Raw genomic sequence first — 14,495 nt, 5'->3', positions numbered from 1 at the left:
GGAAACAACCCAGACCGCCAGCTAAGGTCCCAAAGTCATAGTTAAGTGGGAAACGATGTGGAAAGGCCCAGACAGCCAGGAGGTTGGCTTAGAAGCAGCCATCCTTTAAAGAAAGCGTAATAGCTCACTGGTCGAGTCGGTCTGCGCGGAAGATGTAACGGGGCTAAACTATGCACCGAAGCTGCGGATTCAAACTTTGTTTGAGTGGTAGGGGAGCGTTCTGTAAGCCGTTGAAGGTGTACCGGGAGGTATGCTGGAGGTATCAGAAGTGCGAATGCTGACATGAGTAACGATAATGCGGGTGAAAAACCCGCACGCCGGAAGACCAAGGGTTCCTATCCCATGTTAATCAGGGTAGGGTAAGTCGACCCCTAAGGCGAGGCCGAAAGGCGTAGTCGATGGGAAACGGGTTAATATTCCCGTACTTGGTATAATTGCGATGGGGGGACGGAGCAGGCTAAACAAGCATGGCGTTGGTTGTCCATGTGAAAGTGAGTAGGTTGAGAGTTTAGGAAAATCCGGACTCTTAAGACTGAGACACGAGACGAGCCACCAAGGTGGTGAAGTTGTTGATGCCATACTTCCAGGAAAAGCCTCTAAGCTTCAGATTATACCGAATCGTACCCCAAACCGACACAGGTGGTCAGGTAGAGAATACTAAGGCGCTTGAGAGAACTCGGGTGAAGGAACTAGGCAAAATCGTACCGTAACTTCGGGAGAAGGTACGCTCCTATCTGTGATGAGACTTGCTCTCTAAGCGGACGGGAGCCGCAGTGACCAGGTGGCTGGGACTGTTTATTAAAAACACAGCACTGTGCAAAATCGCAAGATGACGTATACGGTGTGACACCTGCCCGGTGCCGGAAGGTTAATTGATGGGGTTAGTTTTCGGACGAAGCTCTTGATCGAAGCCCCGGTAAACGGCGGCCGTAACTATAACGGTCCTAAGGTAGCGAAATTCCTTGTCGGGTAAGTTCCGACCTGCACGAATGGTGTAACCATGGCCACGCTGTCTCCACCCGAGACTCAGTGAAATTGAAATCGCAGTGAAGATGCTGTGTACCCGCGGCTAGACGGAAAGACCCCGTGAACCTTTACTACAGCTTGGCACTGAACATTGAACCTACATGTGTAGGATAGGTGGGAGGCTTTGAAGCAGAAACGCTAGTTTTTGTGGAGCCGTCCTTGAAATACCACCCTTGTAGTTTTGATGTTCTAACGTCGGCCCCTTATCGGGGTTACGGACAGTGCCTGGTGGGTAGTTTGACTGGGGCGGTCTCCTCCCAAAGAGTAACGGAGGAGCACGAAGGTTGGCTAAGTACGGTCGGACATCGTACGGTTAGTGTAATGGTAGAAGCCAGCTTAACTGCGAGACAGACACGTCGAGCAGGTACGAAAGTAGGTCATAGTGATCCGGTGGTTCTGAATGGAAGGGCCATCGCTCAACGGATAAAAGGTACTCCGGGGATAACAGGCTGATACCGCCCAAGAGTTCATATCGACGGCGGTGTTTGGCACCTCGATGTCGGCTCATCACATCCTGGGGCTGAAGTCGGTCCCAAGGGTATGGCTGTTCGCCATTTAAAGTGGTACGCGAGCTGGGTTTAGAACGTCGTGAGACAGTTCGGTCCCTATCTGCCGTGGGCGTTTGAGAATTGAGAGGGGTTGCTCCTAGTACGAGAGGACCGGAGTGAACGAACCGCTGGTGTTCGGGTTGTCATGCCAATGGCATTGCCCGGTAGCTACGTTCGGAACTGATAAGCGCTGAAAGCATCTAAGCGCGAAGCAGGCCTCGAGATGAGTTCTCACTAGACTTTTAAAGTCTCTGAAGGGCCGTTGAAGACTACAACGTTGATAGGCAGGATGTGGAAGTGGTGTGAGCCATTAAGCTAACCTGTACTAATTACCCGTGAGGCTTAACCATACAACGCCAAACGCGTTTTATGACAGCGTAACAGACAGAAGTTAAGAAACTAAAGTAGACATTTACTTGATATCAGAATTCCAGATTTATTAATTTGCTCAAAAGAGCGAATTAAAACCAAATTTGCTTGGTGACAATAGCGTTTTGGACCCACCTGACCCCATGCCGAACTCAGTAGTGAAACGAAACAGCGCCGATGATAGTGTGGCATTTGCCATGTGAAAGTAGGACATCGCCAGGCTCCAAATTCAGTCGCAAGACTTTAAATTAAAAATAATAAGAAAATTGAAAAGAATTTTCTTGGTGACAATAGCGTTTTGGACCCACCTGACCCCATGCCGAACTCAGTAGTGAAACGAAACAGCGCCGATGATAGTGTGGCATTTGCCATGTGAAAGTAGGACATCGCCAGGATCCAAATTAAAGAAAGCCCGATTCGAAAGAGTCGGGCTTTTTTGCGTTTTAGCTATCAGCTATCAGACGTCAGCTGAAACACAGAGACATCAGTGGTTAGAGATTAGATGTCAGAGTTAGCGAGTTGCAAGTTAGCAAGGGTAAAGTTGAACTGTTAGGTTGTTTAGTACAGAGACTCCCTCAGCAACATCCCCGTAGGAGGCACTTCAGTGCCGAATAGACAGGAGACATCAGACGTCAGATATTAGAGGTCAGTTGATCTGTAGGGTTGTTTAGTAAAGAGTCACCCTCAGCAACAAAACCCCGTAGGAGGCACTTCAGTGCCGAATCAGACCATAACAAACACATTCATGGCTAAAGCCATTCCTACAAGTACATTCTACCTAGAGCCTAGAGCCTAGAGTCTAGAGCCTCACGTTGGGTTTCGTCGCGCTCTACCAACCTACGCCAGACCCGCAAACTTTACTCTTTCTAACTCGTATATTTCCCCTTTCTAACTTGCAACTTTACTCTCGCAAGCTTGCTTCACTTACCTTGTTATGCGATAAAGCGTTTTATATTTGTAATACAATTGAGGTTTGCTGTGTCTCGTAAGAAAACGACCAAGTCAAAAGGCTCTTCAGGTTTAAATCGTAAAAATAGTGAAGCATTTATTGCTAAGTTCTCATCGCATCCAGATACGCATCTATGCCCGTCGGGTTTAATGTATAAAGTGATTGATGATGTTGCAGGAGAATGCATATCAGAGTTCGATACAGTGGTTATTAATCAACGTATTATGCTTGCAGATGGCAGTGTCATTGCCGACAGTTATAAAGCGGGTATGCCTGAGGTGTTCTCATTATCCGAAGCTATAGAAGGGTTAAGAGAAGGGTTGCTATTAATGAATATAGGCTCTCGTTATGAATTTGTGATCCCCCCAGAGCTTGCTTGGGGTAAAAAAGGTAACGGTGGCAAGATTGGCGCAAATGCTGTGCTGCATTTTGATGTTCGTTTAATGCGTTTAGCTTAACTCTCTGAGCATAACAGCCTTAGCATAAGTCGACAGAGTATTTAAAACGCGTTAACGTTCACTATTGGTATACTGAGGAACATTATGGACGCATTTACTTCACGAGTTTACTTTCTTCGCCATGGCGAAATCGCTACGCCTGGAATTCTTTCTGGGCAAATCGATGTCGATTTATCAGAGCTTGGTCTTAAGCAAATGCGCCAAGCTTCTGCTGAGCTCATAAATTTAAATGCCATATATAGCTCTCCGCTAAAGCGTTGCTCAGTCCACGCTGATTATTTAGCAAAACAACACTCGCTGCATGTACAGTATTATAACGCTCTGAAAGAGTTTGATTTTGGTGATTGGGACGGCCAAGATTACCAACAGCTTTGGCAGCAAACGAGTAAACCTCATATCGGTGATTTTTGGCAGCACCCTTGGCAAGTAAACGTACCTAATGGTGAATCTATGGCAGACTTTTACGCTCGGGTAGAGGCATGGTGGCACACGTTTTTGCAATCATTGTGTGAATCTAAGCATGAACAGTCATTGGTAATTAGCCATGCTGGGGTGATTAAACAAATTCTCGCTATTGTTTGTCAGATGCCAAAACAATCAGCCACACATTTAAATGTTTTCCATATTCCTTATGCAGGGCTAATTACAGTTGATGTATATATAGATGAACAAGGACAAGCTTGGCCTAAAATTGTTTTTTAGCCATCTAGAGCGATATTCATTGAATTATTTACTTAGCCCGCCATAATACTCATATGCTATGGAATGGGGTGAAATTCTCCAGCTGTTCCCGCAACTGTAATCCATCTAAATAATGGTCAGCCAGATACTTAGCACTAACAATTAATCATCGAGCGGGTCAACTCACGTCATTTTCTGGTACTTACCAGTCCTTTCTTGTGCGTTGCGATTACTCGCCAAGAGAGAATAAGCTTGCAACAAAATAGCCTTAGCGTCTGCGCCATTAATATCAGTGTCTGATTTAAGTTGGGGTACTGCGAATAAAACGATACTTAAATCAATTAACCTTGAGTTAAACGCTGGGCAGTTTATCGGTCTACTCGGCCCTAATGGAGCTGGTAAATCAAGTCTGTTGCGCTGTCTTTATCGTTACTTGAAACCTCATCAAGGGGCTGTGCTACTAAGCGGTCAAGATATCTGGCAAATCAGTGCTGACGAATATGCAAAGCAGGTTGCTGTGGTTTTACAAGAGTCTCCATCGCAGTTTAATTTGTCTCTTTTCGATGTGGTGAGTTTAGGCTTAACACCTCATAAGCGACTTTTCAGCGGTACGTCTACCAATGATAAGCAGCGTATTTTTCAAGCGATTGAGCAGGTTGGTTTATCTCATCACAGTGAACAAGCATTTGATTCGCTCTCTGGTGGCGAAAAGCAAAGAGCGCTTATTGCACGCTCTATCGTACAACAACCTAAGTTGCTCATCATGGATGAGCCTACCAGCCATCTTGATGTTAAATACCAAATTCAAATAATGGAGTTAGCAAAGTCCCTTGATGTGACTGTGCTTGCCTCGTTTCATGACTTAAATCTCGCAGCAAGTTTATGTGATGAACTCATCGTGATTGATGAGGGGTGCTTGGTTTGTCAGGGGCAACCAAAAACGGTGCTTACTGAGCTGTTGTTGAGCGATGTATTTGGCGTCTGCGCGACGGTATCTGCTCATCCGCAATCAAGTACTGATAAGTTTATTCCGCACATAACTTATTTCTATGGTTATAAGACACAGGAGCATCAAAATGACTGATGCAATGCGTTTAAGTATCTGTGTAGTTGTTGGAGTTATTAGTTGTTTTTTAGCACTGAGCTTTGGTGCTGCACATACGCCACTGAGTGACGTTTTTAATGGTCTGTTTAGTCAAGGTAGCGATGAATTTGTACAGCGTATTATTTGGCAATTGCGTATGCCAAGAACGGTGCTGGCATTTTTAGCGGGAGCTGGGCTGGCTCTTGCTGGATTAATTTTGCAGACTGTAACCCGAAACCCGCTTGCGGACCCTTACTTGTTTGGTATTTCTTCTGGGGCTTCATTTGGTGTGGTGTGCTTTATAGCCCTAACAGGTGTGAGTTTTGGCTTTAGTATGTCAGTTGCTGCATTTGCCGGAAGCTTACTTTCTATGCTGTTGCTTATTGCTATTGCAGGGCGTCGCCATGTTGGCCAAGTTGAAGCCATGTTACTCGCTGGTGTTGCTTTATCTTTTTTATTTAGTGCTCTGACAAGTCTGCTGCTTTATTTTAGCGATCCTCAAGCCATCACTGCTATTTTGTTTTGGACGATGGGCAGTTTTTCTCGTGCTCAGTGGGACACTCTTTGGCTGCCATTTACCGTTATTATTGCCTGTATGACGCTGATGATTGCATTTCGTCGTCAGCTAAATGCAATGCTGCTTGGTGATGAAAGTGCTGCGACCTTGGGTATTCATGTGCAACGCTTTCGGATCATGATGCTGCTGCTAAGTTCATTAATTACAGCGGTGCTTGTTGCTATGTGTGGGGGCGTTGGTTTTGTCGGCCTGATGATCCCACATATTGTGCGCTACTTTTCGCCGCAAGGCAGCAGCCAGAACTTAGTTATGACATCCCTGGCCGGTGGTATTTTTATGGTGTGGGTCGATGTGTTATGCCGAACCTTATTGAATAACCAAGAACTACCTGTTGGTGTGATCACAGCCGCTATCGGTAGTGTGTTCTTTTTATTCTTACTTTATTTTCGTAAACAGAGCAGGTAGCTAATGTTTAATATCATGCCTATTAATCAGCAATTTTCATCTGTAATTCAACAAAAAATGGACCTTAAAACAAAGCCGCTAGGCGCTTTAGGTCAGCTTGAAAGTTGTGCCAAACAATTAACGCTTATTTTTTCAAAGCAGCTTGATAGTGAGCAGGCACTAGTTGCCTTTAAACCGGTTATTTCAAACCCTTCTCTAGTTGTATTTGCGGGCGATCATGGTGTGGCAAGCCAAGGTGTGTCAATTGCTCCTAGCAGCGTTACATCGCAAATGGTGGCAAACTTTGTAGCAGGAGGCGCCGCAATTAATGTATTTTGTCGCCAGCTAGGCTGGCAGCTGGAAGTTATTGATGCCGGAACACTGAGTACTTCACACGATAAAAGTGTGCATAACCAGCGTTTAGGTGACATTACTGCACCACTGAATACTGAAATGGCTATGTCTCTTAATCAGGTTGAAAAAGGGTTTGCATTAGCCAAGCAGCGAGTTCATGTCCTCTATGAGCAAGGCTGCAATACCATCGCCTTTGGTGAGATGGGCATTGGCAATACCACCAGTGCTGCGGCATTAATGGCTGCCATTTTGTCTTTACCTGCCAGCCAATGTGTTGGTAAAGGCACTGGTGTGAGCGACGAGGTTATCGCTAAAAAAATTAAAGTTGTTGAGCAAGCCCTCCAATTACACCAAGCTCATTTTAGCGATCCACTAATGACGCTTGCGGCATTAGGTGGTTTTGAAATTGTTCAGATCACCGGTGCTATTTTAGCTGCTGCGGAGCTTGGCATGGCCGTGATCGTGGATGGCTTTATTTGTACTGCAGCAGCGCTTGTTGCAACTCACATTAATGCAAACGCTCGCGATTACATGATATTTGCTCATGCCTCTGATGAGCAAGGGCACAAAGCAATGCTCAATGCCTTACATGCAGCACCATTATTGCAGCTTGATTTAAGGTTAGGAGAGGGCACCGGGGCTGCGCTTGCTTTACCTTTACTGCAAGCATCTTTGGCGTTTTATAATGACATGGCAAGTTTTGCCGATGCCAATGTTGAGCAAGTTGTCTGATATGAGCACTGAACAACACACTTCTGGTTCTACTCAAAGTCAGCTTCAGCTATTTTTGCTAGCGCTTAGTTTTTTAACGCGTATCCCCGTTAAATTAAACTTTGCAGTATCGAGTCAGGCACTCAATCAGGCCAGCCGTTATTTTGCATTGGTCGGTGTGATATTAGGTGTACTTTTAGCGCTGAGCTTTTTGCTGCTAAGTTGGTTATTCCCTGCAGCCATTGCAGTCGCGTTAGTTATGGCGTTTAGCTTGATAATCACAGGGGCATTTCATGAAGATGGCCTAGCTGATGTCTGGGATGGCTTTGGTGGTGGTTGGCACGTTGCAGATAAGCTGAGCATTATGAAAGACAGTCGCTTAGGTACCTATGGTGCTGCGGCGCTTGTGATGGCCTTATTAATTAAGTACCAAACACTCGTCGCAATTAGTGAAGTAACCAGTACTGTGATTATTGCACTTGTTTTAGGGCAAAGCTTAAGTCGGGTTGTCGCAACAAGTTTAATTGCAGATATGGACTATGTAAGTCAGGACGCCACATCTAAAGTAAAACCAATTGCGATGCATTTAAGCACGCAAAGTTATCAAATACTGTTAGCAACAGGCGGTGCGGTGTTAGCAATTGCATGGTTGTTTTTTGGCTTCACTTTAGGGCAATTATTAATACTCATCAGTGTGCTTTGTGTTACTCGCTTACTATTGAAGCGCTGGTTTGAAAAACAGTTATCAGGCTACACCGGCGATTGCTTAGGAGCAGCCCAGCAAGTTTCTGAGCTTATTACCTACCTTTGCTTGGTGAGTTTATTATGAGCCAACAACATACTTTAATTTTAGGCGGTGCTCGCGGCTGGTAAAAGCCGTTTTGCTGAGCAGCTGGCAACAGATTCAAACAAGCCGCTTATCTACATTGCCACAGCCAATGCGGGTGATGAAGAAATGACAGCCCGAATTAACAGGCATCAAGCAGAGCGCGCTAAGCATTGGCAACTTATTGAAGAGCCTTTGTATTTGGCTAAAACACTACAACAACATAGCCAAGCTGAAAACTGTATTTTAGTGGACTGTTTAACCCTTTGGTTGAGTAATTGCTTATGCCAACAGGGTGAAGCATTTTGGCTTGGGCAAAAAGCGGCCTTACTCGATGTGCTAGTTCAATTGCCGGGTGAGGTGATTTTTGTCAGTAATGAAGTGGGTCATGGTATCGTGCCGCTCGGTGAATTAAGCCGTCAGTTTGTTGATCATTCAGGTTGGTTGCATCAAGCCTTAGCACAGCAAGTTGCACGTGTTGAGTTTGTAATTGCAGGTCTTGCACAAACTTTAAAAAGAGAACAATGATGAAAACAATAATGGTGCAAGGCACGACCTCAGATGCAGGTAAAAGTACCCTTGTAGCAGCACTTTGCCGGATCTTTGCAGAGCGAGGCATAAAGGTTGCGCCCTTTAAGCCACAAAATATGGCGCTAAATAGCGCCGTAACCGCAGATGGTGGCGAGATAGGTCGCGCGCAAGCTTTGCAAGCTGTGGCCGCAAAAGTCCCCGCAGAAGTCGATTTTAACCCTATCTTATTAAAACCTAACAGTGATACCGGAGCGCAGGTAATCGTTCATGGTAAAGCGCTGTCGAATATGGAAGCGGGCAGTTATCACGACTACAAAAAAGTGGCGATGGATGCAGTTCTTACTTCGCAGCAGCGCTTATGTGAGCGTTTTGAATTACTGGTTGTGGAAGGTGCTGGGAGCCCAGCAGAAATTAACCTGCGAGAAAACGACATTGCTAATATGGGTTACGCTGAGGCGGTTGATTGCCCGGTGATCATCATTGCCGATATCGATAAAGGCGGCGTGTTTGCCCATTTAGTCGGAACGTTAGCCTTGTTGTCTGAGTCAGAGCAGGCTCGCGTTAAAGGCTTTGTGATTAATCGTTTTCGGGGGGATATTGCGTTATTGCAAGGTGGCCTAGATTGGTTAGAGCAATACACCAATAAGCCAGTGCTAGGGGTGTTACCTTATTTACATGACTTAGCACTAGATGCTGAGGATGCTGTTGCTATAACTAATCAGGTCGATAAACCGCAATTACGCATAGCAGTGCTGCTACTTCCTCATATTAGTAATCACACAGACTTTGATGCACTGCGATTACAACCAGAAATCGATTTACAGTATGTACGTCATACTCAGGCTATTCCAAGTGTTGATCTGATTATTATTCCGGGCAGTAAAAATGTACTGAGCGATTTAGCATTTTTAAAAAGTGAAGGTTGGCATAAACAAATAACACGTCATCTACGTTATGGCGGCAAAGTGCTCGGAGTATGTGGTGGATTGCAGATGTTAGGCAACTACCTTGCAGATCCACATGCTGTGGAGTCTAATTTAGGCAGTGCAGCAGGGCTTGGGCTTGCTGACTTTGAAACGCAATTAGGGCAACAAAAAATACTAAGCCAAGTCTCTGGCATACTTCATTTAAACAATACCACTAAAGCAATATCTGGTTATGAAATTCACGCCGGAATCAGCCAGGGGCCGGCACTTGAAAAGCCATTTTTGAGCTTTAATGATCACCCAAGTGGATTCAAAGTAGATGGTTTTATTAGTGATGATAACCAAGTAGCAGGTACTTACTTACATGGCTTGTTCGATACCCCTGAAGGCGTATCTGAGCTAATAACTTGGCTTGCACCAAATAGCCAAATTAAGCCGATTGATATTAACTTAAACCGTGAACAGCAGTTAAACCGTTTAGCTAGTGTAGTAGCAGAGAATCTCGATATTGAACAAATCATCAATATTTATGAGAACTTCAATTTAGAGACATAAGGAACAACAATGAGCGAACAGAATCAAGATAAGCACCAACAACGCCAGCAAAAAGTAAAAGAAAAAGTCGACGAGCGGATTGCTGCTGCACAAAAAGAGCAGGGTATTTTTCAGGTTATAACTGGCAACGGTAAAGGGAAATCGACTTCTGGGTTTGGTACTGTTGCACGTGCGGTAGGTCACGGAATGAAAGCAGCTGTGTGTCAGTTTATAAAAGGCACATGGGAGTGCGGTGAACGCAACCTACTCGAACAAGCGGGGGTTGAATTTGTTATTATGAACACCGGTTTTACTTGGGAAACACAAAACAAAGAGTCAGATACCGCTGCTGCGCAAGTGACATGGCAAGAAGCAAAAAGAATGCTGAAGGATGAGTCAATTAACCTCGTTATGCTAGATGAAATAACCTATATGATCACCTACGGCTATATTGATTTAGACGAAGTGCTAGAAGCCGTTAGCTCTCGCCCTGCTATGCAATCGGTGATTATTACAGGTCGTGGTGCGCACCGTAAACTAACCGACTTAGCTGATACAGTCAGTGAAGTCAGAAACGTAAAACACGCTTTTGATGCAGGAATAAAAGCGCAAAAAGGGTTCGATTTTTAACATGAGAACCATCAAGTTCGCACTCTTAGCTATTTTATTTTATTTACCTGCGTTGGCTCAGGCTCATGAAATTAAAGAGCCACAGCGTATTGTTGCTCTAGCACCGCACATCGTTGAAAACCTGTTTGCGATTGGTGCTGGAGAGCGCATTGTTGGTACCGTTGACTATGCAGACTTTCCTCAGCAAGCGAATGATATCGAACGGGTAGGCGGCTATTACGGGATAAACATGGAAAAACTGTTGTCGTTAAAACCAGACCTTGTTTTGGCTTGGAAAACGGGCAATAAAGCTGAAGATCTCGCTTACATTGAAAAATTAGGTATTCCGGTAGCGTACAGCAACCCAAATCAGGTTGATAATGTGGCTGATGAATTACGTAAACTAGGCACGCTTACGCATTTGCAAACCAAGGCAAATAAAGTAGCTAAAGAGTTTGAAACTAAACTCAATGCTATTCGCAGAGCGCAAGAAGGCAAACCGAAAGTGTCGGTGTTTTATCAATTATGGCCTGAGCCAATGATGACAGTTGGCGGAAATACTTGGATCAATCAGCTATTAACTATTTGCCATGCGGAAAATGTGTTTGCTACTAGCGATACAGACTACCCGCGCATTAGTATTGAAAATGTTTTGGTTGCCAATCCAGAGGTAGTGATTATTCCAGATGAAAAATCGAAAAAGCCTCAGCCTAAAATTGATTGGCGACAATGGCCTGAACTGCCTGCGGTGCAGCATAACCAGTTTATTAGTGTAAACGCAGACTTATTGCATCGTTTTACAACCCGTATGCTTGATGGTTTGACAGACATGTGTGGTAAAATAGACGTTTCTCGTCAGCAAATACAGGCTTCAAAATGATCGATTGGCAAACATTTCTAGATACCGAGCTTGCTAAGCCCTACATGCAAGAAACCTTGCAATATGTGGCCGATAGACGCGCAGCAGGCGTTAGCGTTTATCCCAAAGATGAACAGGTATTCTCTGCTTTTGATGCCACCCCTCTGAGTGAAGTTAAAGTGGTTATTTTAGGGCAAGATCCTTACCACGGAGAAGGCCAAGCCCATGGCTTGTGTTTTTCGGTATTGCCTGAAGTTAAAAAGCTGCCGCCGTCTTTGAAAAACATGTACAAAGAACTGGCAACAGATATCGAAGGTTTTGAGATACCTCACCATGGCTATTTGCAAAGTTGGGCTGAGCAAGGCGTGTTTTTACTCAACACCGTACTAACGGTTGAGCAAGGTCAGGCTCATTCTCATAAACACCTTGGTTGGGAGCAATTTACCGATGCAGTGATTGCGCTTATCAATCAGCACTGCGACGGTGTGGTGTTTGTGCTCTGGGGCGCACATGCTCAGAAAAAGGGTAAGCGCATTGATACCTCGCGTCATCATGTGATCCAAGGTCCGCATCCATCACCGCTTTCTGCTCATCGTGGCTTTTTTGGTTGTCAGCATTTTTCAAAGACAAACCAGCTACTTACTGATCAAAATAAAGCACCAATCAATTGGTCATTGCCACAAATTCTATAGCAAAAATGCAAAAGGCCCTTGCGGGCCTTTAATTAAAAATCTAATTCATCAAGCTCAATGCTTTCAGTGAAATAGTCTAACTCCTGTAGTTCTTTGCGAAGTCTGTGCTTATCTTTCAAAGCTTCGATTTCGCGCCATTTTCTTTTTTTGTTTTTTTGAGAGGTCTTTCTTGTTGTACTAGGACCTTCTAATATTTCTAAAATATCGTCTAGGCTATCCATGAACTTCTCCTATTGATTTTTTTAACCTCGGAAATACCTATACCACAGGCTGCTCAAAAATAGAATAAAAAAGTGACAATACTGTTACAGAACTGTGATTGATAGATGAATAGATCAATGAGCGGAGATTTTCTAGAAACAAAAACGCCACCTAGCGGTGGCGTTTTAAAAAATGACGTTGTGCGAATTACATCGCTTTGAAGCGAGCTTCTAATTCAATTTGAGCTTCAGCGAAAGAGCGGATACCTTCAGCTAATTTCTCTGTTGCCATAGCATCTTGGTTGTGTAACCAACGGAACTGGCTTTCAGTTAATGGTGCTGGTTTTTCTTCAACAGTAAAGTCGCTCTCTAGTAGGTATTCTTGTGCATCAGTTAATTGGCCAAGCTCTTCTAAAAGTGCTGGGCTAATCGTTAACTTATCACACCCTGCAAGCGCGATGATTTCGCCCGTGTTACGGAAGCTTGCACCCATAACAACCGTTTTGTAATCATGGCGTTTGTAGAATTCGTAAATGCTACGTACTGACTGCACACCAGGATCGTTTAGCGGATCTGTTGGTTTTTCCATGCCGTTAGCAACATGCCAGTCTAGGATACGGCCAACGAAAGGTGAAATTAAAAATACATTCGCATCGGCACATGCGCGAGCTTGTGCTTCAGAGAATAACAGCGTTAAGTTACACTTAGTGCCTTCTTTTTCAAGCTGCTCAGCGGCTTTGATACCTTCCCAAGTTGATGCAACTTTGATTAGGATTTTATCTTTGCTAACACCTTCTTTTTCGTAAAGGCTCAGTAAAGTGTGGGCTTTGTCGATAGTCGCTTGAGTATCAAATGATAAACGTGCGTCTACCTCAGTAGAGATATAGCCCGGTACAATTTCGCTAATTTCTTTACCAATTAATACAGCAAAGTAATCACATGCTAACTCAAGTTGTTTAGCTGCATCTTGCTCGGTTTCTTTGGCATATTGCCACGCTTTATCTAAATAAGGCTTATACGCTTCAATTTCACTGGCTTTTAAAAGTAGAGATGGGTTTGTTGTTGCATCTTCTGGTTGGTGCTTTTTGATAGCTTCGATATCACCTGTATCTGCAACAATAGATGAATGCTGTTTAAGCCTTTGTAGTGCTGAAGTCATTTGCTTTCCTCATTCCAAGCAAGTTAATAGAAAATCCATTATAGCGGCCTTTATGCTGCAACACTATGACAGTGTTTAATAGGTCAAATGTCCTTAATACAGAAAACTAGAACATTATGTATGAAAAGAACAGCGGATAAAGGCAGGACGAAACAAAACGTGCATTTTGATTCAATTAATGTTGAAATTGACATCAAACAAATTACAAGTCAATAGCTAAGTATGATCACTGTTATTTCACCTGCAAAAAATTTAGATTATGAAACACCAGCCACGACCGATAAATTCACTCAACCTGAATTACTCGAGCACAGCGAAGAGTTAATGTCAGTTTGCCGTGATTTAACACCAGCGCAAATTGGTAGCCTAATGAAAATAAGCGATAAACTAGCTGGTTTGAATGCGGCACGCTTCGCCGAGTGGTCACAGCCATTTACGCAAGATAACGCAAAACAAGCCGTGCTAGCCTTTAATGGTGATGTATACGGTGGCTTAGATGCGCAAACTCTAAGCGGTGCTGATCTTGATTATGCACAGTCGCACTTACGTATTTTGTCTGGTCTTTATGGTGTGCTTAAACCATTAGATTTAATGCAAGCTTATCGCCTTGAAATGGGCACTAAGTTAGAAAACCCACGCGGTAAAAACTTATATGAGTTTTGGGGCAGTGTTATTGCCGAAAAGCTTAATACAGTGCTTGCTGAGCAAGATAGCAAATATTTGGTAAACCTTGCTTCGAATGAGTATTTTAAAGCGGTTGATAAAAAAGCATTAAATGCGCAAATCATCACTCCACATTTTAAAGACTGTAAAAACGGCCAATATAAAGTGATTAGCTTTTATGCGAAAAAAGCCCGCGGTATGATGGCACGTTACATCATAGAAAATAAAATCACTCAATTAAGTGATTTAAAAAATTTCACCGTTGCAGGTTATTACTTTAGCAGCGATGCAACAGCAAAAGAATTAGAGCCTGTTTTCTTACGAGAAGAGCAGAACTAATTTTTTAGTAAAATGA

At 43.8% G+C, this 14,495-nt stretch carries 14 protein-coding genes, 3 rRNA genes and 1 riboswitch (1 of these 18 cut by a window edge); of the genes, 15 read left to right on the top strand and 2 right to left on the bottom strand.

Features of this window, described 5'->3' with window-relative positions; translation table 11 throughout:
• The 14 genes from P4S60_RS13085 to ung form a co-directional block, all read left to right on the top strand.
• Positions 1–1,924, top strand: a 23S ribosomal RNA gene (locus P4S60_RS13085); it begins 959 nt to the left of the window's first position.
• 126 nt (positions 1,925–2,050) lie between these two features.
• A 5S ribosomal RNA gene (gene rrf, locus P4S60_RS13080) occupies positions 2,051–2,165 on the top strand.
• A gap of 58 nt (positions 2,166–2,223) precedes the next feature.
• Positions 2,224–2,338, top strand: a 5S ribosomal RNA gene (gene rrf / locus P4S60_RS13075).
• 583 nt (positions 2,339–2,921) lie between these two features.
• Positions 2,922–3,350: an FKBP-type peptidyl-prolyl cis-trans isomerase gene (locus P4S60_RS13070; RefSeq protein WP_337116219.1), complete on the top strand. Its 429-nt coding sequence runs from the start codon at positions 2,922–2,924 to the stop codon at positions 3,348–3,350.
• Positions 3,351–3,434: 84 nt separating this feature from the next.
• Positions 3,435–4,052, top strand: coding sequence for a histidine phosphatase family protein (locus tag P4S60_RS13065; RefSeq protein ID WP_337116218.1), 618 nt, complete (start codon positions 3,435–3,437; stop codon positions 4,050–4,052).
• Positions 4,053–4,112: 60 nt separating this feature from the next.
• Positions 4,113–4,180: riboswitch (cobalamin riboswitch) on the top strand.
• Between the two features lie 113 nt (positions 4,181–4,293).
• Complete coding sequence (locus P4S60_RS13060; RefSeq protein ID WP_442961773.1) at positions 4,294–5,115, top strand: ABC transporter ATP-binding protein; 822 nt, start codon at positions 4,294–4,296, stop codon at positions 5,113–5,115.
• Positions 5,108–6,097, top strand: a complete 990-nt coding sequence (locus P4S60_RS13055; protein WP_337116216.1) for a FecCD family ABC transporter permease — start codon at positions 5,108–5,110, stop codon at positions 6,095–6,097. Before P4S60_RS13060 ends, P4S60_RS13055 begins: the two co-directional genes overlap by 8 nt.
• 3 nt (positions 6,098–6,100) lie before the next feature.
• Entirely contained in the window at positions 6,101–7,162 is a 1,062-nt protein-coding gene (gene cobT / locus P4S60_RS13050; RefSeq protein ID WP_337116215.1) for a nicotinate-nucleotide--dimethylbenzimidazole phosphoribosyltransferase, read from the top strand.
• Complete coding sequence (locus tag P4S60_RS13045; RefSeq protein WP_337116214.1) at positions 7,116–7,970, top strand: adenosylcobinamide-GDP ribazoletransferase; 855 nt, start codon at positions 7,116–7,118, stop codon at positions 7,968–7,970. The genes cobT and P4S60_RS13045 overlap by 47 nt, the downstream gene beginning before the upstream one ends.
• 27 nt (positions 7,971–7,997) lie before the next feature.
• Positions 7,998–8,495, top strand: coding sequence for a bifunctional adenosylcobinamide kinase/adenosylcobinamide-phosphate guanylyltransferase (gene cobU / locus P4S60_RS13040; protein ID WP_442961767.1), 498 nt, complete (start codon positions 7,998–8,000; stop codon positions 8,493–8,495).
• Entirely contained in the window at positions 8,495–9,979 is a 1,485-nt protein-coding gene (locus P4S60_RS13035; RefSeq protein ID WP_337116867.1) for a cobyric acid synthase, read from the top strand. The genes cobU and P4S60_RS13035 overlap by 1 nt, the downstream gene beginning before the upstream one ends.
• A gap of 9 nt (positions 9,980–9,988) precedes the next feature.
• A complete protein-coding gene (cobO, locus tag P4S60_RS13030) occupies positions 9,989–10,588 on the top strand; it encodes a cob(I)yrinic acid a,c-diamide adenosyltransferase (protein ID WP_337116213.1) in 600 nt (199 codons plus the stop codon).
• A gap of 1 nt (position 10,589) precedes the next feature.
• A complete protein-coding gene (locus tag P4S60_RS13025; protein ID WP_337116212.1) occupies positions 10,590–11,447 on the top strand; it encodes a cobalamin-binding protein in 858 nt (285 codons plus the stop codon).
• Positions 11,444–12,118, top strand: a complete 675-nt coding sequence (ung, locus tag P4S60_RS13020; protein WP_337116211.1) for a uracil-DNA glycosylase — start codon at positions 11,444–11,446, stop codon at positions 12,116–12,118. The genes P4S60_RS13025 and ung overlap by 4 nt, the downstream gene beginning before the upstream one ends.
• A 32-nt stretch (positions 12,119–12,150) precedes the next feature.
• Here ung and P4S60_RS13015 read toward each other — a convergent pair whose 3' ends face one another.
• Together P4S60_RS13015 and tal are read right to left on the bottom strand one after the other, a co-directional pair.
• Entirely contained in the window at positions 12,151–12,339 is a 189-nt protein-coding gene (locus P4S60_RS13015) for a DUF3545 family protein (protein ID WP_063706234.1), read from the bottom strand.
• A 187-nt stretch (positions 12,340–12,526) separates the two neighbouring features.
• Positions 12,527–13,477 carry a transaldolase gene (tal, locus tag P4S60_RS13010; protein ID WP_337116210.1) on the bottom strand — a complete coding sequence of 317 codons (951 nt, stop codon included), beginning with the start codon at positions 13,475–13,477 and terminating at the stop codon, positions 12,527–12,529.
• Between the two features lie 222 nt (positions 13,478–13,699).
• Here tal and yaaA point away from each other — a divergent pair, with 222 nt between their 5' ends.
• Positions 13,700–14,479 carry a peroxide stress protein YaaA gene (gene yaaA / locus P4S60_RS13005; protein WP_337116209.1) on the top strand — a complete coding sequence of 260 codons (780 nt, stop codon included), beginning with the start codon at positions 13,700–13,702 and terminating at the stop codon, positions 14,477–14,479.
• Positions 14,480–14,495 lie beyond the last annotated feature (16 nt).

This window comes from Pseudoalteromonas sp. Hal040 (assembly GCF_037162425.1).
Classification (GTDB): Bacteria; Pseudomonadota; Gammaproteobacteria; order Enterobacterales; family Alteromonadaceae; genus Pseudoalteromonas; species Pseudoalteromonas gelatinilytica.
Note: the sequence above shows the minus strand (reverse complement) of the source record. Positions and strands in the feature narration are given on the sequence as shown.

Coding starts and splice junctions, on each gene's coding strand:
- P4S60_RS13065 (WP_337116218.1), top strand. CDS start 3,435: ATGGACGCATTTACTTCACGAGTTTACTTTCTTCGCCATGGCGAAATC.
- P4S60_RS13055 (WP_337116216.1), top strand. CDS start 5,108: ATGACTGATGCAATGCGTTTAAGTATCTGTGTAGTTGTTGGAGTTATT.
- cobT (WP_337116215.1), top strand. CDS start 6,101: ATGTTTAATATCATGCCTATTAATCAGCAATTTTCATCTGTAATTCAA.
- P4S60_RS13045 (WP_337116214.1), top strand. CDS start 7,116: ATGACATGGCAAGTTTTGCCGATGCCAATGTTGAGCAAGTTGTCTGAT.
- P4S60_RS13035 (WP_337116867.1), top strand. CDS start 8,495: ATGAAAACAATAATGGTGCAAGGCACGACCTCAGATGCAGGTAAAAGT.
- cobO (WP_337116213.1), top strand. CDS start 9,989: ATGAGCGAACAGAATCAAGATAAGCACCAACAACGCCAGCAAAAAGTA.
- P4S60_RS13025 (WP_337116212.1), top strand. CDS start 10,590: ATGAGAACCATCAAGTTCGCACTCTTAGCTATTTTATTTTATTTACCT.
- ung (WP_337116211.1), top strand. CDS start 11,444: ATGATCGATTGGCAAACATTTCTAGATACCGAGCTTGCTAAGCCCTAC.
- P4S60_RS13015 (WP_063706234.1), bottom strand. CDS start 12,339: ATGGATAGCCTAGACGATATTTTAGAAATATTAGAAGGTCCTAGTACA.
- tal (WP_337116210.1), bottom strand. CDS start 13,477: ATGACTTCAGCACTACAAAGGCTTAAACAGCATTCATCTATTGTTGCA.
- yaaA (WP_337116209.1), top strand. CDS start 13,700: ATGATCACTGTTATTTCACCTGCAAAAAATTTAGATTATGAAACACCA.